General features: G+C 51.0%; 16 protein-coding genes. 12 read left to right on the top strand and 4 right to left on the bottom strand.

Going from position 1 to position 17,086, the window contains the following annotated elements; genetic code table 11:
• The first annotated feature begins 154 nt into the window (after positions 1 to 154).
• On the top strand, positions 155 to 1,159 hold the full coding sequence (kdgT, locus tag A3849_RS04760) for a 2-keto-3-deoxygluconate transporter (RefSeq protein WP_074108541.1): 1,005 nt from the start codon (positions 155 to 157) through the stop codon (positions 1,157 to 1,159).
• Between the two features lie 120 nt (positions 1,160 to 1,279).
• On the opposite strand, the gene A3849_RS04755 is transcribed toward kdgT, so the two are convergent.
• Positions 1,280 to 1,951, bottom strand: coding sequence for a hypothetical protein (locus tag A3849_RS04755; protein WP_074110383.1), 672 nt, complete (start codon positions 1,949 to 1,951; stop codon positions 1,280 to 1,282).
• Between the two features lie 229 nt (positions 1,952 to 2,180).
• Here A3849_RS04755 and A3849_RS04750 point away from each other — a divergent pair, with 229 nt between their 5' ends.
• Genes A3849_RS04750 through A3849_RS04740 form a run of 3 tightly spaced genes read left to right on the top strand, consistent with a single transcriptional unit; the run spans position 2,181 to position 4,183 of the window.
• On the top strand, positions 2,181 to 2,756 hold the full coding sequence (locus A3849_RS04750; protein WP_074110382.1) for a bifunctional transcriptional activator/DNA repair enzyme AdaA: 576 nt from the start codon (positions 2,181 to 2,183) through the stop codon (positions 2,754 to 2,756).
• Positions 2,749 to 3,303: a methylated-DNA--[protein]-cysteine S-methyltransferase gene (locus A3849_RS04745; RefSeq protein ID WP_074110381.1), complete on the top strand. Its 555-nt coding sequence runs from the start codon at positions 2,749 to 2,751 to the stop codon at positions 3,301 to 3,303. The genes A3849_RS04750 and A3849_RS04745 overlap by 8 nt, the downstream gene beginning before the upstream one ends.
• Complete coding sequence (locus A3849_RS04740; RefSeq protein WP_074110380.1) at positions 3,284 to 4,183, top strand: DNA-3-methyladenine glycosylase family protein; 900 nt, start codon at positions 3,284 to 3,286, stop codon at positions 4,181 to 4,183. Before A3849_RS04745 ends, A3849_RS04740 begins: the two co-directional genes overlap by 20 nt.
• Before the next feature lie 519 nt (positions 4,184 to 4,702).
• Here the strand turns inward: A3849_RS04740 and A3849_RS04730 are convergent.
• Complete coding sequence (locus tag A3849_RS04730) at positions 4,703 to 5,347, bottom strand: histidine phosphatase family protein (RefSeq protein WP_306010694.1); 645 nt, start codon at positions 5,345 to 5,347, stop codon at positions 4,703 to 4,705.
• Positions 5,348 to 5,623: 276 nt separating this feature from the next.
• Between A3849_RS04730 and A3849_RS04725 the strand changes: the two genes are divergently transcribed.
• Together A3849_RS04725 and A3849_RS04720 are read left to right on the top strand one after the other, a co-directional pair.
• Positions 5,624 to 6,379: a spr1630 family ClpXP-sensitive toxin gene (locus tag A3849_RS04725; RefSeq protein WP_074088845.1), complete on the top strand. Its 756-nt coding sequence runs from the start codon at positions 5,624 to 5,626 to the stop codon at positions 6,377 to 6,379.
• A 40-nt stretch (positions 6,380 to 6,419) separates the two neighbouring features.
• A complete protein-coding gene (locus A3849_RS04720; protein ID WP_074110377.1) occupies positions 6,420 to 7,628 on the top strand; it encodes a spr1629 family repressor/antitoxin in 1,209 nt (402 codons plus the stop codon).
• Positions 7,629 to 7,724: 96 nt separating this feature from the next.
• On the opposite strand, the gene A3849_RS04715 is transcribed toward A3849_RS04720, so the two are convergent.
• Positions 7,725 to 8,150, bottom strand: a complete 426-nt coding sequence (locus tag A3849_RS04715; RefSeq protein WP_074110376.1) for a VOC family protein — start codon at positions 8,148 to 8,150, stop codon at positions 7,725 to 7,727.
• 117 nt (positions 8,151 to 8,267) lie between these two features.
• Here A3849_RS04715 and A3849_RS04710 point away from each other — a divergent pair, with 117 nt between their 5' ends.
• The 6 genes from A3849_RS04710 to clpB all read left to right on the top strand — a co-directional run bounded on the left by A3849_RS04710 (position 8,268) and on the right by clpB (position 15,121).
• Positions 8,268 to 9,293 (top strand): helix-turn-helix transcriptional regulator, encoded by a 1,026-nt coding sequence (locus tag A3849_RS04710; protein ID WP_074110375.1) that lies wholly within the window; start codon positions 8,268 to 8,270, stop codon positions 9,291 to 9,293.
• Between the two features lie 71 nt (positions 9,294 to 9,364).
• Entirely contained in the window at positions 9,365 to 10,093 is a 729-nt protein-coding gene (locus A3849_RS04705) for a hypothetical protein (protein WP_074110374.1), read from the top strand.
• 374 nt (positions 10,094 to 10,467) lie between these two features.
• Entirely contained in the window at positions 10,468 to 10,935 is a 468-nt protein-coding gene (locus tag A3849_RS04700) for an Hsp20/alpha crystallin family protein (protein WP_074110373.1), read from the top strand.
• A 358-nt stretch (positions 10,936 to 11,293) separates the two neighbouring features.
• Positions 11,294 to 12,295: a DnaJ C-terminal domain-containing protein gene (locus A3849_RS04695; protein WP_074110372.1), complete on the top strand. Its 1,002-nt coding sequence runs from the start codon at positions 11,294 to 11,296 to the stop codon at positions 12,293 to 12,295.
• A gap of 20 nt (positions 12,296 to 12,315) precedes the next feature.
• Positions 12,316 to 12,567 carry a hypothetical protein gene (locus A3849_RS33295; RefSeq protein ID WP_218619207.1) on the top strand — a complete coding sequence of 84 codons (252 nt, stop codon included), beginning with the start codon at positions 12,316 to 12,318 and terminating at the stop codon, positions 12,565 to 12,567.
• Complete coding sequence (gene clpB / locus A3849_RS04690) at positions 12,479 to 15,121, top strand: ATP-dependent chaperone ClpB (RefSeq protein WP_074110449.1); 2,643 nt, start codon at positions 12,479 to 12,481, stop codon at positions 15,119 to 15,121. Before A3849_RS33295 ends, clpB begins: the two co-directional genes overlap by 89 nt.
• 638 nt (positions 15,122 to 15,759) lie before the next feature.
• Here clpB and A3849_RS04675 read toward each other — a convergent pair.
• A complete protein-coding gene (locus A3849_RS04675) occupies positions 15,760 to 17,016 on the bottom strand; it encodes an MFS transporter (RefSeq protein ID WP_178382601.1) in 1,257 nt (418 codons plus the stop codon).
• Positions 17,017 to 17,086: the final 70 nt, after the last annotated feature.

The raw sequence follows: 17,086 nt of genomic DNA, 5'->3' as shown, positions 1-17,086 counted from the left end.
AGCAAATTTTCTCCCAAAGACAGCTGTCCGCAGGTTTGCGTACTGTAACAGATGGTTAGACCCGGGGGGCTGATTTGCTGCGCCTATGGAAGACAAAATAATCAATATCTGCAAAAAAATTAAAGCATATTATAAGAAGGGTATGATCAATCACATGAAAATCAAACAGACGATCGACAAGATTCCTGGCGGCATGATGCTGATTCCTTTATTCCTTGGTGCCATTATCCACACGGCTTTCCCGAATGCAGGTGAATATTTCGGAGGCTTCACCAAAGGCCTGATGACAGGTACGGTACCTATTCTGGCCGTCTGGTTCTTCTGTATGGGTGCTGCTATTGATGTTAGAGCAACCGGAACCGTAATCCGCAAATCCGGAACACTTGTATTGACCAAAATCGCGGTGGCTTGGGTAGTAGCCTTGATTGCCATTCAGTTCCTGCCTGAGGGCGGCGTTCAAACCGGATTTTTTGCCGGATTATCCGTTCTGGCGATCATTTCCGCAATGGATATGACCAATGGCGGCTTGTACGCTTCCATTATGCAGCAGTATGGCACAAAAGAAGAATCTGGCGCATTTGTACTGATGTCGCTGGAATCCGGCCCGCTTGTAACCATGCTGATCCTGGGCAGCACCGGGGTAGCCGTATTCGAACCGCATGTGTTTGTTGGCGCTGTGCTTCCTTTCCTGGTCGGATTCCTGCTGGGTAACCTGGATCATGATCTGCGTGCTTACTTCGGCAAAGCTACACAAACACTGATTCCGTTCTTTGGTTTCGCACTGGGCAGCTCCATTGACCTGGGTGTTATTGTAGATACAGGTCTGCTGGGTATTCTGCTGGGTGTTGTTGTTATCATCATTACAGGTGTTCCGCTGATTCTGGCTGACAAGTACATTGGCCGTGGTAACGGGACTGCCGGACTTGCCGCTTCCAGTACTGCCGGAGCCGCTGTAGCGAACCCTATGCTGGTAGCCAACATGAAGCCTGAGTTTCTGCCAGCCGCCCAGACAGCAACCGCACTCGTGGCAGCATCGGTTATCGTGACTTCCATCCTCGTTCCAATCATTACCGCTTACTACTCTGGTTACATGAAGAAGAAGAACCCGCCGGTTGCGGACGGCCCTGCGGATCTTCAGACTTCAAAAGCAGCCATATAATATATTCTTATAACAACGCAAATTATACATTTTATAAAAGGATGTTCCTATACATTTAGCCCCTCGAACTACGCCGTTATGGCGGAAGTTGGAGGGGCTTTTTTTGAATAACCGATGAAATTAGTTGATCAGCTTGTTGAACGCGGCGTTGTCAAACCGGTCGCCCTGCACCAGCCATTGCCCATCCACATTAAACATAGTCAATATGCCCTCCATAGGCACCCGCTTGTTTTCCTTACCCTTCTGATTGAGCAGTACCAGGTCTACGTTGTATTTCAGTTCGACGATATCTTTTTTCGTTCCATCTGTTAGGGTGAACTTCAGATTTTCCGGCTTCACAGACATCTGCTGCTTCTGGACGACCATTAAGGGTAGAGCAGTATAACGGTTGTTGATGGCTTTTTGATAAAAATCTTCTGTCAGATAGGATCTCATCGCATCGTTTCTCTGCTCAATGCTCTCCTCAGACAGGACATCCGCGTAATCCTTGACGGTGTACTCGGAATTCTTATACTCCGTGGCGGCTTGAACGGCTTCCGTTTCGGCTGTGCTGTCCTGCGGAGAAGTACTGCTCTCAGGTGCAGGAGCTGTACTCTCAGCAGGAGGCGAAGTGCTCTCAGGTGCAGGCGCTGTACTCTCAGCAGGAGGCGAAGTGCTCTCAGGGGTGGGTGCTGCAATTTCAGAGGCTGGAGGGCTGGGTTCAGGTGCATTGCTTGAGGCGGATGAGCTGCAGCCTGTAAATAACGCAAGGGAAAGAAAAAGTGTGCTTAATAGCCATAAGTGCTTTTGCATGGTGATCCTCCTGAATGTTCGATAATGGAAATATTCATAATATTACCATAGTATGTTGTTCCTGAAGCATCGTTGGTTCTGATGAATAACTTATTGTACCTCCCCGGGCGAGTGGAGTACAGAGCAAAGTACGGCCTATAGTAGTGCTGTCGTAATCTTGCTCTCCTGTTTCAAAGGGCTGCATAAGGCAAATTGAATCGTATATACTGGCGGTAAGAGGTGATTTCCGATGGAACAGGCATTATTCGAGCAGATCTACGAATCTGTTGTGCGGCGTGAGCCAAAGTATGATGGTGTGTATTATACCGCGGTGCTGACAACACATATTGTATGCCGCCCCTCCTGCCGGGCAAGAACGCCGAAGGCTGGTAATGTGGTTTTTTATGATTCGCTGGAGCAGGCAGTAGCGGCGGGGTTCCGGCCCTGCAAAAGATGCCGCCCGGAGGAAGGCGGTGTGCTGCGCCCGGACGCGGTGCTTGCATCCGAGGCGGATAAGCTGATGGAGGCACAATTTGGGCAGAAAGTTACACTCCAATTCCTTGCCGCACAGCTGAAGGTCAGCCCGTTTCATCTCCAGCGCACATATAAGCGGGTCACCGGGCGGTCGCCTGCCGAGAGGCTGGATCAGCTGCGCGTGGAGAAAGCGTGCGCGCTGCTGGCGGATACAGAGCTTGCGGTTGCTGAGGTGGGACAAGCGGTCAGCTTTCGCGGGCCGTCACACTTTGCTGCGTGGTTCATGCGAAAAACCGGCCTGGCGCCGACCGAATACCGCAGCCAAATCCAAGGAGGGATTCATCATGAGTGAAATCACGATTTACCATCATACCCTGAACCTGGGGAATAGAGATTGGACCCTATGGGCCAGTGACAAAGGCTTAATCCGCCTGTCCTTTGGGAGAGAGGAGAAGCTGCCTGAGGGGGCATGGCTAAAAACCTATGCTCCGCTGCACCGTTATCAGGAGGATCAGGCTGTGTTCGCGCAGCTCGGGATTACCCGGGAGCTGGAGAATTATTTTGCGGGGGTACCGGTCAGCTTCAAGGATATCCCTCTGGATATCTGGGGAACTCCGTTTCAGCAGGAGGTCTGGAAAGGACTTGCGACCATTCCGCATGGTGAGGTCATTACCTACCGGGAGCTTGCCGGGAGGATCGGCAGACCGCAGGCGATGCGTGCAGTAGGGACGGCGAACGGGCAGAATCCGCTGCCGGTCATTCTGCCCTGTCACCGGGTTATTGGCACGAACGGAACATTAACCGGGTACCGGGGCGGGCTCAAGCTGAAGCAGGAGCTGCTGGCGCTGGAGGGTATTCTGCATGTGGGGGAGGCGGGCCATGAACGATTTGCTTTTTGAGCTGCCGCTGCCGGAGTTCTTCGATTTCGGCGTCTGCCTGGATTACCTGAACCGTTCTCCGCTTGAATGCCTGTACCGGACGGATCAGGTGGGAGTGACCCGTTACTTCAATCTGGATAACCACCCGGTTCTTGTCCGGCTGACGGTCCCGGAGGGGGGCCAGCTGCGAGTAACCTTGTTGTACGGCGAAACTCCTGGTCCTGAAGCGGTAGCCTGGCTGGCCCGCTACATTCGGGAATGGTTCGATCTGGACCGTGATCTGGCACCGTTCTACCGTCTGGCGGAAGCCGACCCGCTGCTTGGACCGCTTACGGAGCAGCACAGAGGCCTGCGGATCGTGGGCATTCCCGATCTGTTCGAAGCGCTGTGCTGGGCCATTCTGGGCCAGCAGGTGAATCTGGCGTTTGCTTACAGGCTGAAGCAGCAGCTGACGGCTGCCTATGGAGAATCGCTGGAGTATGAAGGACAGAGGTACTATGAATTTCCAAAGCCGGAGGTATTCGCGGATGTGCAGCAGGAGGAGCTATGCGCCCTGCAGCTGACCCGCAGCAAAGCGCGGACGGTGCTGGATGTGGCGGCACTAATTGCCAGCGGCGGCTTAAGCCGTGAAGAATTGCTGGCGCTGCCATCGCCGGAAGCTGCCGAGCAGCGGCTGCTCCAGATTCGCGGCATCGGTCCGTGGACCTCGCAGTACGTCCGGATGCGCTGTCTGGATGATACTACAGCTCTCCCGGTGGGGGATGTAGGCCTGCAGAATGCGGTCAAATTCCTGACCGGCATGGACCGGAAGCCGACCCCCGCAGAGCTTTTGAAGCTGGCGGAGCCCTGGCTCGGCTGGGAGGCCTATGCCACCTTTTATTTGTGGCGGGCGCTGTACTAATCAGCTCATGGTTCTACCTCGGTGTAACTCCCCCAACCAGGAAAGCCATCCTTCAGCGGAAATACCTCTGATCTCGCCGTTGAACGGGCTAGCTGACGGAATGAGAGGTATAAATACCTCTGATCTCGCCGTGAACGGGTTGGCGGGCAGAATGAGAGGTATAAATACCTCTGATCCCGCCATAATCGGGCTGGCGGACAGAATGAGAGGTATAAATACCTCTGATCTCGCCGTGAACGGGCTAGCGGACGGAATGAGAGGTATAAATACCTCTGATCTCGCCGTAATCGGGCTAGCGGGCAGAATGAGAGGTAGAAATACCTCTGATCTCGCCATAATCGGGCTGGCGGACAGAATGAGAGGTATAAATACCTCTGATCTCGCCGTGAACGGGCTAGCGGACGGAATGAGAGGTATAAATACCCTTGATTGGGGAGCGATGCCGTTACCTGCGGCAATGAGATGCTGGATTCACCCGTTAGGTTGGGCTTGTTGAGTCTTTTGCGGGAGCCCAAGCGTTCACTGTGTACTTAACCATTCGCCCAAGGAAATCCTGGACACAATATCATAACCATGACCCTCACCTTTAGGTTTCAAGACCACAGTCCCTAAGTAGGGGATCTCTCCCAACCCTAAACCCCTGGGAAAGCTGTGGGCAATGATCACTTGATTAGTTCCCGCAGCTGGAGTCTTCTCCAATACAGATCTCAGGGCTGTTAATGTGCTTTCCTGTTCGTCTGAGGTAACATTACCACTCAAATTATAAACGTTGACCCAGAAGGGATCGGTCTGAATATTGTCTGCTCCAAAAGCTAAGGCTGCCGTTTCCCTGGTCCGGCAAAAGGGACTGGCCACAACCGGAGTTTGAACCGGGATGTGCAAGCGGCTGATGGCTTTTCCCAGAAGAATGGCTTGCCGTCTAGCTTCATTGGAAAGATTCCTCTGGGTTGTGCAGTCTCTGAGGTCGAGGTATGGTTGATCCTGTCCCGTTGTTGCTTCACCGTGTCTGACGAACAGGATGTACCCGCCCTGGCGGAGCGAAGCTAATAGCGCTGGGTCCACTGGTTCGGTTTCTGCTGTATATCCGGCCGCTGCAATCACAGGTGCTGAAACTGAAACCATTAGGAGCAGAGTAAGCATGTATGCATATACCAGTTTTTTCACTAACAGCGCCCCCCGCTTAGAATAAGCTAATGAGGCATAGTATACGTAAGAGGGCTGATGCTATTCGGAAAAGAAAAGCCCTAGGGAATCCTTGTTGTTGAACTATGAATAATATTTACCGAAAAAGAGAATAATTCACTAGAAAGTCCTTTTAACTATAAAAATTAAAGGGTTTATTGAAAAAAACTTTAAAAAATTTAAAAAAAATCATTTCCATCCATTCCGATTTCGATTACACTAGAAACGCCTCTAAAATTGTGAATCGGAGTGGTTGATATGGATGAATATAAATTCACTGATGAACACAATCAAATGATTGTTGATGCTATTGTAGATGGATACCACGACTATATTGAGCATCGTAAGGATCGAAAGTCAAAAATGAAAATCAGTTCAGCTTTTGCCTGGACGAAGGGTAATTTTATTGAAAGTAGGCTTGCAGAAGAGTCTGTTAATCATGGCTTCATATACAAGAAATCGAAGGCTGGATTAACATGGGACTATCTCCAATTCATCCATGGAGACTCGAAAATCCTTTTTCTCATTAAGAATGCTGCTTACTTCGATGAGAATTCTTTTTCACAAGCAAAGCTGCCGAACAATAGTACTAAGAAGGGGGAGCGGCGCACCTATCTTCATGAGCTTTCAAAAATCAATAGAAACCTAACATTCTCTCCCACAGGAAATTCATCCAAAGAAGCATCAAAAAATGAGCTCGTTGAGCAAATTTCATTCTGGATTGTAGAAAGCAGGGTAAAAGAGGAACTGGAAAATTTTAATTCTTACTATAATCAGTTTCATATACTGACCTATGAACTGGATGAAGCCTACCAGGTATCTGAAATCAAGCATTATTTGCCTAATCCTAGTGATAACATCGCTTATCTAGTTGAAGATCTCTCAGACTTTATCTCCGGAGCTGATCTGACAGATGAGGATCGTGAAGTAGTAGCACCGGAACTGAATGAGGATATTATGGATCCGGCTGCATTTGATATAGGAATATTTGAAGATGAACAACAACAATCATGAGAAAACAGAATTGTTTTAGCTCAATAAGGAGGGAGCAGGCATGTTCATTGGTGACAATCTGGCCAATTTACGGATCATGCATGGATATTCGAGAAAACAGCTCTCCGAAAAGTTAGGTGTTACAGAACAAGCTGTCTGGCAGTATGAGAACGCATATACATCACCGAAATTGCAAATAGTTAATGAGTTGAAACGGATTTTTAACGTGAAAAGTAAATATTTTTATACGGAAGATATGCTTGCAAGGTATATGACTCCTGTCAATATAGACTTAATGAAAATTGCTTATCGTTCGAAAATCTTGAATGTTATCTCGAAAACGCAGGCAGAAGCGAAGCATGTAGAATACTTGGATGCTTTTGTGAACTATATTACAGCCAAAGTTAGCCTTCCTACTCTGAAAATCCTCAAGTTAAGAGACGAGGCTATTAAGTACTTAAATAACTCAGAGGATGGCAGAGTGGCTCAAATCAATCATGTTGCTCGTTTGGCGCGAGAAAGACTCGATTTAGTACAATCAACAAATGATGATCTCATGTTCCTGATAGAGAAAAGCGGAGTTTTTGTTTTTGAGAAGGCCATTGGTGAGGAGATTGATGCCTACAGCCTTTGGACCCAAAACGATCGTCCCTATATCATCTTAGGCAATATGAAACGATCAGCTGTTCGGAGAAACTTCGACATCGCACATGAATTGGGTCATCTGTTGCTTCATTATCGCCTTGAGTTTGCAAACCTGGACCGGAAAGAGCACAAAATGATTGAGAATGAAGCGAATCTGTTTGCTGGAGCATTATTGTTGCCAGAAGACAAATTTACAATGGATATGAAGGATGTTGTCTATATCACTAACCCTGACGATTACCTCGATTTGAAAAAGAAATGGAAAACTTCGTTGCAGGTGTTGGGATATAGGGCAACTCAACTTGGGCTTATGGAACCCAAGGATCATCGGAACTTTTACGCGGCAATGCACCGGAAAAAATATTTGGAAAGGGAACCGCTTGATAAAATAATTCCGATCCAAAAGCCAATGAAGGTTAAATCCATTATCGATCTCGTTTCGAAGAGAGGCGTAGTGGATATTTGTCAAATGATTGAAAACGACTGGAAAGCCGAAATGTCCTTCTTTCATCAATTGACAGGGATTGAGCCTGAATTTTTTAACAGGTATTTAACGAGAAACTTGGATTTTGGTCTTCAAAATGTAACAAAAATACATGAGCATATTTCTAGTGATGATATGTAGGTTCTGCTATAGCTGCATTGAAAAGACGATTTTCATTCTTGTTTTCTGAACAAAGAAGTCCCCTTCCGCCAACAACGGCGGAGGGGACTTCTGCATTCACTGCCCGCGCTTTGTGAACACCTGGAAAGCCACACCGAACTTGTCGGTGACCATGCCGAACGCAGGACTGAAGTAGGTGGGAGCGAGCTCAATATCAACTTGTCCGCCTATTTTTAATAAGTGATAAAGCTGCTCTGCCTTTGCGGCGTTGTCAACCGTAAGGCAAATGTTGATGCCATTTCCAGGGATCAGCTCCTGTCCTTCCTCCAGATCGGCTACGTAAAAATCCGTCTCTCCCACGCGCAGTACGGAATGGGCAATGCGTGCTTTGGCTTCCTCTGACAACGGTGTATCGGGGTTCTGCGGCCCTTCTCCTATCGTTTGCTTGAAGAGCAGCTTCGCTCCCAGCGTCTTCTGATAAAATTCAATCGCCTCCTGCGCATTTCCGTCGAACAGTATAAAAGGATTCAGCTGTATAGTCATGTTCAAATCTCTCCCTATGGTTGGATTTGCCCGCCACCAGCGGCTGGGCTATATATTCATTGTAGGGTATAATAGTGACAAGTGTTGTCACAAATAAAAAGATATTGGAGCTGTGTCATGTCTAAATCCAAACGCTTGCTGGACCTGATGATGACCGTTAACCGCAAGCGAAAGTTCACCGTCAAAGAGCTGGCGGCGGAATTCGGGGTGTCCTCGCGCACCATCCTTAGGGATTTGCAGGAGCTGGGTGAGCTGGGCGTCCCGCTCTACTCTGAAGTGGGGCCGCACGGCGGATACCAGGTGCTGAACGAGAGAATCCTCCCCCCAATTGCGTTTACGGAGGCGGAGGCGGTGGCGATCTTTTTTGCCAGCCATTCTCTGCGCCACTACAAATATCTGCCGTTCAAGGAAGAATCCTTGTCCGCTTTGCACAAGTTCTATCATTATATGTCCGGGGATGTCCGCGACCGGATAGATCAGATGAAGGACCGGATAGATTTCGTAATCCCGTCAAGGCAAGCCGAGTTTCCGTATCTCGCTATTCTGCTGGAAGCGGCAACGGGGCAAAAAGTGCTGCGGATTGATTATGAAATCAGGGGTGAACGTATGGAAAGGGCCATTCAGCCGATCGGCATCTATGCGAGCAGCGGGCTGTGGTATTGTCCGGCCTATTGTTTCCTGAGGGGCGGCATCCGTGTATTCCGCTGTGATCGGATACATGCAGCGGTGTATGACACCTCTGGCCTTGCAGCGATGGATCTGCGGGATGTGCATCTTGGGAATAAAGATGCTTTCAGCCATATGCAGCAGGGGAACCGGGCGGAGAGGCAGAAGGATTCAGAGGCAGGAGCAGATGGGAAACGGGGAAGGGCGTCAGCCCAGAACCCTCAACAAGTCCGGTTGTACGTTGAACTAACCAATGAAGGCGTCCAGGCATGCGAGGGTGAGCTATGGTCGGCATCCCTGCTCCATATCCGCGAAGACGGCACCGGCTACTTGGAAGGAGAGATCCCGCACAAGGATCTGGGTTTTTTCACACGGTTCGTGATTGGCCTATGCACTGAGGCTGCGGTACAGGAACCGCCAGAACTAGTCGCGGGGGTTAAGGGCCTGCTCGCGGAAATGCTGGCGAAATATAGTTAGTGCAGCAGTGAAGAATAATTGAGAAGCCTGTTAAGACTTGTTTGATCTGATCCGATTGCGGAGGTTTATAGATGAAAACAAAAGATGTCATTTACATGATCTATAACGAAAATGAACAGTCAACAACTTCAATGGGGATTGAATTTATTGACTTTATCCATTGTCTTACTGTTCAACCAAACAATATTTTGCTCCTTGCATCGAGATATACAGGTGAGGATTTCCATTATGGACTAAGGTTAGAATTTGTAAGAAAAGAAAATCTAAAGGACCTATACGAAGAAAATGTGTATTCTTATGGTGATTTTTGTTGGGTGGATTTTGATGAAATGAATACCCTTGATGATCTCACACCTCAGGAGAAAGCGGAGTTGTTGTATTTAGGTCATTATCAACAGCCGTTTGGAAGCCCGTTTTTTGAAAAACTCAATAATAAATTTGTATATTTGGCACATGATGATGGTTGGTACAACAAAATTTTCTATAAAGATCAGAATCAACATATGGACGTATTTGGACGTCTAATTTCAAATAAATTGAAGTCTTACCGAAAGAATGTACTACCATTAGGTCAAGACATTGTAGAACTATTAACGTTATTCGCTAAAGATGGAATACTGATTGATTTATATAGAATTGTAAAATTTAGGAACAGTATAGAAATCCCTTTTAATATCATTGGAAGAATTATGAACTTTGATGATGTATATAACAACATGGAACGACATAAGGCGAAGGCTAATTCAGAATATTGGCTGGTATATAAAAAAGGTGAATGGGCGATACAGTCGTACAAATAAATTATCCATGCAATAGGAGGAGAATTGTTAAATCGGAATATATTGCGGCAATTCTGCGCACCGGATTGAACTTGAGGTTTACGCATATAATAAACGTGCAGCGCATGGATATGTCTCGCTTTTCTATAACCACGAGTATCATGATGCCGTGATGATGAGCATACTTGAGAATGAGTACCGGGAGCGTTATTCAGCCACAAAGGTCAAATAAGGTCAAAAAAGGAATAACACTAAAATTTGGGTTTAAAAATGAGCTGATATGCCGGATTTCCCCGGTTTTTCGGCTTATACAGGTTTTGTCTTCCCCCGGAAAGGGGGCTATAATAAAGCCATAGGTCAAATAAAGTCAAAGTCAAATGAGAGGAGAATGAGAGATGTTTGATTTAGTTCCTTTTGGAAAACGCAGAGATGATGCTTTTGGTGTGCTGGCCAAGTCCCTGAATGAAGTATTTAATGATGATTTCTTTGCACCGATGAAAAGCTCCACCCTGTCCTTCCGTACAGATATTCGTGAGAGTGAGCAAGCGTATCTGATTGAGGCGGAACTGCCCGGCTTCACAAAAGAGGAAATCGACATTGATTATGCCAGCCCTTATTTGACGATTAAGGCAGTACGCAAGGAAGAGAACAGTGAGGAGAAAAAGGACCATCAGGTGGTGCGCAGAGAACGCCGGTATGGAGAGTATGTCCGCCGGTTCTATGTCCAGGATATTGCTGAGGATGAGATTCGTGCTTCGCTGAAGGACGGCCTGCTGACCCTGTCGGTACCGAAACGGCAAAAACCGCTGGGCAAACGCATTGAGATTCAGGACAGCGGTAATTCCGGTGAGCAGCTTCAATAAAAGCAAATCAGGGAGGGCATGTGGCAGGCATCCGGGGGAAGCGGAGGCGCTGAGCATATGCACAATGGATTGTAAATGTTGAAGGAAGCAGACGTTCAAGTCCGGCCGGATGGGCTGGTAAAAAGGTTTCCCGGGCCGGCGGCCAGCGCCGTTCCCCTAAGATCCCTGCAGGAACAGCCGATTCACCGGACTTTTCATATAGCACCATCATACAGGCGCATTGTAGTGGGAATTCCGGCTATGGTGCGCCTTTTCACGAAATTGATCAGCTGTAGCTTCTACAGCACCACAATAGAAAATAGGGTAATTAAAGGTAGACAAGGAATACGGCTCTAGTTCACGAAAGGAGGAGGTATCCTTGGCGGCAAACTATTACGAAGCTTTGGGGGTAGGGGAAAAGGCCTCTAAGCAGGAGATTAAGAAGGCCTACCAGAAGCTTGCCAAGAAATGGCATCCCGATGTCAATAAGGCACCGGGGGCGGAAGCTAAGTTCAAGGAAGTGGCGGAAGCCTATGAAGTACTGGGCAATGATGAGAAAAGAAAATCCTATGACGAGGAGCTCCGTTACGGTTTCGGCGGTGCAGCAGCCGGCATGGGGCAGCGGCGGGGCGGAGCTTCGTCTGCGTCGTATGGGGAGACGCCTTTTGGTACAGGATGGAGCGGCAGCTCCACCTCCTCCGGCGGCGGAATTGAGGGCGAGGATTTGTTTGACATGTTTTTTGGCAGCAGGGGGGCTGCAGACCGGGCAGGATTTGATTTCTTCTCGGGCAGCGGGGGCGCCGGCAATCCTTTTGGCGAGGCCCGCAGTACGATGCAGGCACAGCTTGATGTCACACTGGAGCAGGCGTATACAGGCGGAGACATCCGGGTCCAGGTTGGCGGGAGAGACGTGAACGTCAGCATTCCGGCCCGTGCTGCTGAGGGAACCGTACTCCGGATTCCCGGCAGCAGCGGGAGTGGAGCGGCGCAGGGCGGTGACCTGCTGATCTCGCTGCATCTCCTGCCGCATGATATTTATGAGCCGGAGGGCGGGGACCTGTATGGCTCGGTAGAGATTGCGCCGTGGCAGGCCGTGCTTGGCGGCGAAGCCAAGGTTCCGCTGCCGGACGGCAGCAGCGTGAAGCTGAAGATCCCGGCCGGGATGGCTGGAGGCCAGACGCTGCGCCTCTCCGGCAGGGGCCTGAAGCGGCCGAATGGCGCGAACGGTGATATTCTGTTCGCGGTGGAGATTGTGATTCCCGCCGACCTGACGGAGGCGGAGAAGAAACTGTACCGCCAGCTGTCCGAAGCTGGCAGCTTCCAGGCCGGGCCCAAGCGGCGGGGCCCGGGTGCATCGCGGCGCAAAGCTGCGATGCGGTAAGCGCCGGGCGGGCGCGGGCGATGGCCGCGGTCGGAACAGGCGGAAACAACGGCAGAAACGCCGTTGTTGGGCGCACCGCGGCCGGAACTGTTGGAAACAACGGCAGAAACGCCGTTGTTGGGCGCACCGCGGTCGCCCGGACTCCCGGCGAACAAGCAAAACCACAGAAAGGTGATGAAGGAAATGGACTTCAACAAATTAACACAGAAGCTGCAGGAGGCGGTTGCCGCAGCGCAGTCGCTGGCAGCGGCCGCCGGGCATCAGGAGATTGACAATCTCCATCTGCTCAAGGCGCTGCTTCAGCAGCATGAGGGTCTTCTGCCGCGCCTGCTGCAGAAGATGAATATTCCCGTACCTGAGCTGATGCAGGGTACGGAGGAACTGCTGCAGCGGAAGCCCAGCGTCAGCGGCTCCGGCGCAGGGACGATGCGGCGGTATGCCTCACCGTCGCTGATCGCCGTGCTGGAGCAGGCGGAGAAGGAAGCTGCACAGATGCAGGATGAATTCGTGGCGGTGGAGCACGCGGTGCTTGCGATGGTGTCAGATTCCGGAACCGGGAACCGGGAACTCAGCAGACTATTTACCAACCGGGGCGTGACGCGTGACAAGCTGCTGGAGGTGCTGGCGGAAATTCGCGGCCATCAGCGGGTGACAAGCAGGGAACCGGAGGCCACCTATGAGGTGCTGGAGAAATACGGGCGTGATCTGGTGGCCGAGGTGCGGGCAGGCAAGGTTGACCCCGTCATCGGGCGCGATGGGGAGATCCGCAGGGTCATCCGCATTCTCTCCCGCAAAACCAAGAACAATCCGGTGCTGATTGGCGAGCCCGGGGTCGGGAAGACGGCGATTGTTGAAGGGCTGGCCCACCGGATTGTCCGTAAGGATGTGCCGGAGGGACTGAAGGATAAGACGATTTTTTCGCTCGATATGAGTGCGCTGATCGCCGGGGCTAAGTACCGGGGAGAGTTCGAGGAGCGGCTGCAGGCGGTACTGAAGGAGATCCGAGAGAGTGACGGTCGGATCATTCTGTTCATCGATGAGCTGCATACGATTGTCGGTGCGGGTAAAACCGAGGGTGCGATGGATGCTGGCAACATGCTGAAGCCTATGCTGGCGCGCGGTGAGCTGCACTGTATCGGGGCGACGACGCTGGATGAATACCGCAAATATATTGAAAAAGACCCGGCGCTGGAGCGCCGCTTCCAGCAGGTACTGGTCAACGAGCCGGATGTGGAGGATACCATCTCCATTCTGCGCGGACTGAAGGAGCGTTTCGAAGTCCATCACGGGGTGAAAATCCATGACAGTGCGCTGGTAGCCGCCGGTGTTCTGTCGAACCGGTATATTACGGACCGCTTCCTGCCGGATAAGGCCATCGACCTGGTGGACGAAGCATGCGCGATGATCCGTACGGAAATTGACTCCATGCCTGGCGAGATGGACGAGGTTACCCGCCGCCTGATGCAGATGGAGATTGAAGAAGCAGCGCTCAAAAAAGAAACCGACGACGCCAGCAAGCGCCGACTGGAAACCCTGCAGCGTGAGCTGGCCGATCTCAAGGAGAAGCATCTGGGCATGACGGCCCGCTGGGAGAAAGAAAAATCGGCTATTCAGGGACTGCGTGAGCTGAAGAAAAAGCTGGAGCAGGCCCGGAAAGACCTGGTGGATGCGCAGGAGGTCTACGATCTTAACAAGTCTGCAGAGCTGAGCTACGGCATTATCCCCGATCTGGAACGGCAGCTGAAGGCTGCAGAGGAAGCCGCTTCGCAGGATCAGGAGAGCCGGCTGCTGCGTGAAGCTGTGACCGAAGAGGAGATCGCCGATATCGTATCCCGCTGGACAGGTGTTCCAGTGACGAGATTGGTTGAAGGTGAACGGGATAAGCTACTGCGGCTGGAGGATACGCTCCATGAGCGGGTTGTAGGGCAAGAGGAGGCCGTCCGGCTAGTGGCGGATGCGGTGCTCCGGGCCAGAGCAGGCATTAAAGACCCGAACCGGCCGATTGGTTCCTTCCTGTTCCTCGGGCCGACAGGTGTCGGCAAGACTGAGCTGGCCAAAGCGCTGGCGGTGTCGCTGTTCGACCGCGAAGACGGTATGATCCGTATCGACATGTCGGAATATATGGAGAAGCACAGCGTTTCCCGGCTTGTGGGTGCGCCTCCGGGCTATGTCGGCTATGAGGAAGGCGGCCAGCTTACCGAAGCGGTGCGCCGACAGCCATACACGGTAGTCTTGCTAGATGAGGTGGAAAAAGCCCATCCCGATGTATTCAACATCCTGCTGCAGCTGCTGGATGACGGGCGGCTGACCGATTCACAGGGCCGGATGGTGGATTTCAAGAATACGATTGTCATCATGACCTCGAACATCGGCTCGCCGCATCTGATTCAGGGCACCGATGACAACGGTGAGCTTACGAATGCTGTCAAGGACCGGGTCATGAAAGAGCTGAGCGGCCATTTCCGGCCAGAGTTCCTGAATCGTGTAGACGACATTGTGATGTTCAAACCGCTCCAGTTGGCTGAGATTGAGCAGATTGTGGTCAAGTTGGTAGATGGACTCCGCCTGCGTCTGGCAGACCGCGGCGTTGGGCTTGTACTTAGCGAGTCAGCGGTACGGTTTATCGCAAGAGAAGGTTTTGATCCGGTATATGGCGCAAGACCGCTCAAACGGTTCATCCAGCGGAGTCTGGAGACCCGTGTGGCGCGCGCCCTGATTGCAGGTGAGGCAGAAGAAGGCTCGGTAATAGAGGTCAACGAGGCTGAAGGCGAACTGTCCGTATCGGTCAGTCATCCGAAGCCGGCAGAGGCGCTTAACACCATTTAATGGAAATGGCGGCGAGCCAGCTGCAGAGGATGATGATACCTATAGCTGCACTTCGTACAATTCAATGCGCTGCGAGATTCATCGCAACTGTTGAACTATATGGTATACTGCCCAATTTCACTGAGCAAAACAAACGTGTTATTCCTTCTATCATATCCCAGTTTGTTCCAGTAAAATAGATGGAGTAGATGGTGATGTAATTGCCGGAAATCTAATGACGGCTTGCTGCATGAACCGGGCGGGGGTGAGATAATCAGGAACATATCTTTGTTAAAAGGGATTCGTTATTTTTTCTCGGCGGCAGTCATTGTCTTTGCGATTCTTGTATTTATCAAGCCTAATGAAAATATAGGGTTGCTATTGATGAGCTCAAGCCTAAGTATGATGTGTTTATTCCAGGCGTTTGAGACCAGAGCCACGCAGGCAAAAGCAGGGTCACGACAGTATGCCAATTATGTGATGCTGCTGGTTGCATCCGCCGCGAACCTGGCTGCTTCTCTGTATATATTTAGCAGCCTTTTTTAGAGTGCTTATGCTCCAGGCCAACAAGCGTCCACAAGCCGTAAAGGCTGGGGACGCTTGTTTTTTTGGACCTGTCACGATACAGACGCCGGAGCTAACGCACCTGACAAGCCCCCTTACATCAGCTGCTCCTTTATTTTTAAATGACGATACAGCAGATATGCCGAAACAGAGCACAACAGCGCGCACAGTCCGATGAAGCCGTAGCCAGCCTGCAGTCCGCGCAGCAGTCCGATACCTTCCTCTTGTCCCGAGGAGAATAACTCCTTAATCCCTTCGGTGATGGCACCGATGAAGTAGTTGCCCAGCACGCTGGCAACACCGATGAGGGTGACGACGAAGGTGATTGCCGTATCACTTGCATTGCGGTAGCGGTCAGCGATCAGTGCCATAACTGTCGGGTAAATGGGCGCGATGCCGAGACCGGCGATGGCGAACAACACGGCTCCCGGTTCTCCCCAGAGGATGGCAGCGAAAGTACAGATGCCCGAGAATGCAGAGAACACAATCAGCGACAACGCAAAACCGATCTTGTCCGTCAGGGGTCCGAGCACAAGCCGGGCCAGCGTGAAGCAGAGGAAGAACGCGGACAGCATGCCGGCCGCGGCTGGTGTTTCCCAGCCGTAGGCTTTTTCCAGGAAATTGACCAGCCAGCCGCCGACAGCCAGCTCTGAGATCACGCCGAACGAAAGAACAGCAACCAGCAGCCAAATAACCGGATCACGGGAAATCGCGGAGAGCGGAATCCGGTCCTCTGTCCGTGTGGCATCGCCGGGGAACTTGCCCAGAAACGCTGGAATCATAGGAATCATGGACAGCATCAGAATCATCAGATACACTCCGCGCCAATCCAGCATATGGCCGAATACCGTCACCGTCATCAGCCCGGAGGAGATCAGCGGAGCGACGGTTGAACTTAGCCCATAGAAGAAGTGCGACAGGTTCATCATCGTCCCGGTATTCTTCACAAAGATCCTTGCTCCAAGCACTGCGAGACCGATTTCCAGCATGCCGTTGCCGATATACATCAGGAAAAAAGAGCCTGACAGCGCCGGGTAGCTATGAGAGAGGAAGATGAACACACCGGAAACGGCCATGGAGCCGAAGGCGAGCAAGCTGACCGCCTTGATGCCGATCTTGCGGATCAGCAGGGCAGTGAAGGTGCAAGCCAGCAGATACCCGAGTGAGTTCAGCGACAGCAGGGTACCGAGCTGCATCTCATCCAGCCGGAGATCACTCTGGATACGCGGAATGGCGGGACCTTTGATATTTTCAGAAAAGCCGAAGATCAGATAGCCAATGAATACCGTCAGCAGCTGCAGTGTATAATTGCGTTTGGATGAAGCGGAATGGAGAGCCGGATCAGCTTTCAAGATGTACCTCCTGGAGTTAAAGTGCGTCCTGGTTAGGGTTCTAACCACATGAGGTTCATTATATCACCGC

The sequence above is a fragment of the Paenibacillus sp. P46E genome (assembly GCF_001909095.1).
GTDB lineage: Bacteria > Bacillota > Bacilli > Paenibacillales > Paenibacillaceae > Paenibacillus_AQ > Paenibacillus_AQ helianthi.
The sequence above is the reverse complement of the archived record's forward strand: the minus strand, read 5'-3'. Positions and strand labels throughout refer to the sequence as shown.

Bases quoted from the DNA above. Each gene is read 5' to 3' on its own strand.
- kdgT (WP_074108541.1), top strand. From the start codon at position 155: ATGAAAATCAAACAGACGATCGACAAGATTCCTGGCGGCATGATGCTG.
- A3849_RS04755 (WP_074110383.1), bottom strand. From the start codon at position 1,951: ATGCAAAAGCACTTATGGCTATTAAGCACACTTTTTCTTTCCCTTGCG.
- A3849_RS04750 (WP_074110382.1), top strand. From the start codon at position 2,181: ATGGAACAGGCATTATTCGAGCAGATCTACGAATCTGTTGTGCGGCGT.
- A3849_RS04745 (WP_074110381.1), top strand. From the start codon at position 2,749: ATGAGTGAAATCACGATTTACCATCATACCCTGAACCTGGGGAATAGA.
- A3849_RS04740 (WP_074110380.1), top strand. From the start codon at position 3,284: ATGAACGATTTGCTTTTTGAGCTGCCGCTGCCGGAGTTCTTCGATTTC.
- A3849_RS04725 (WP_074088845.1), top strand. From the start codon at position 5,624: ATGGATGAATATAAATTCACTGATGAACACAATCAAATGATTGTTGAT.
- A3849_RS04720 (WP_074110377.1), top strand. From the start codon at position 6,420: ATGTTCATTGGTGACAATCTGGCCAATTTACGGATCATGCATGGATAT.
- A3849_RS04715 (WP_074110376.1), bottom strand. From the start codon at position 8,150: ATGACTATACAGCTGAATCCTTTTATACTGTTCGACGGAAATGCGCAG.
- A3849_RS04710 (WP_074110375.1), top strand. From the start codon at position 8,268: ATGTCTAAATCCAAACGCTTGCTGGACCTGATGATGACCGTTAACCGC.
- A3849_RS04705 (WP_074110374.1), top strand. From the start codon at position 9,365: ATGAAAACAAAAGATGTCATTTACATGATCTATAACGAAAATGAACAG.
- A3849_RS04700 (WP_074110373.1), top strand. From the start codon at position 10,468: ATGTTTGATTTAGTTCCTTTTGGAAAACGCAGAGATGATGCTTTTGGT.
- A3849_RS33295 (WP_218619207.1), top strand. From the start codon at position 12,316: ATGGCCGCGGTCGGAACAGGCGGAAACAACGGCAGAAACGCCGTTGTT.
- clpB (WP_074110449.1), top strand. From the start codon at position 12,479: ATGGACTTCAACAAATTAACACAGAAGCTGCAGGAGGCGGTTGCCGCA.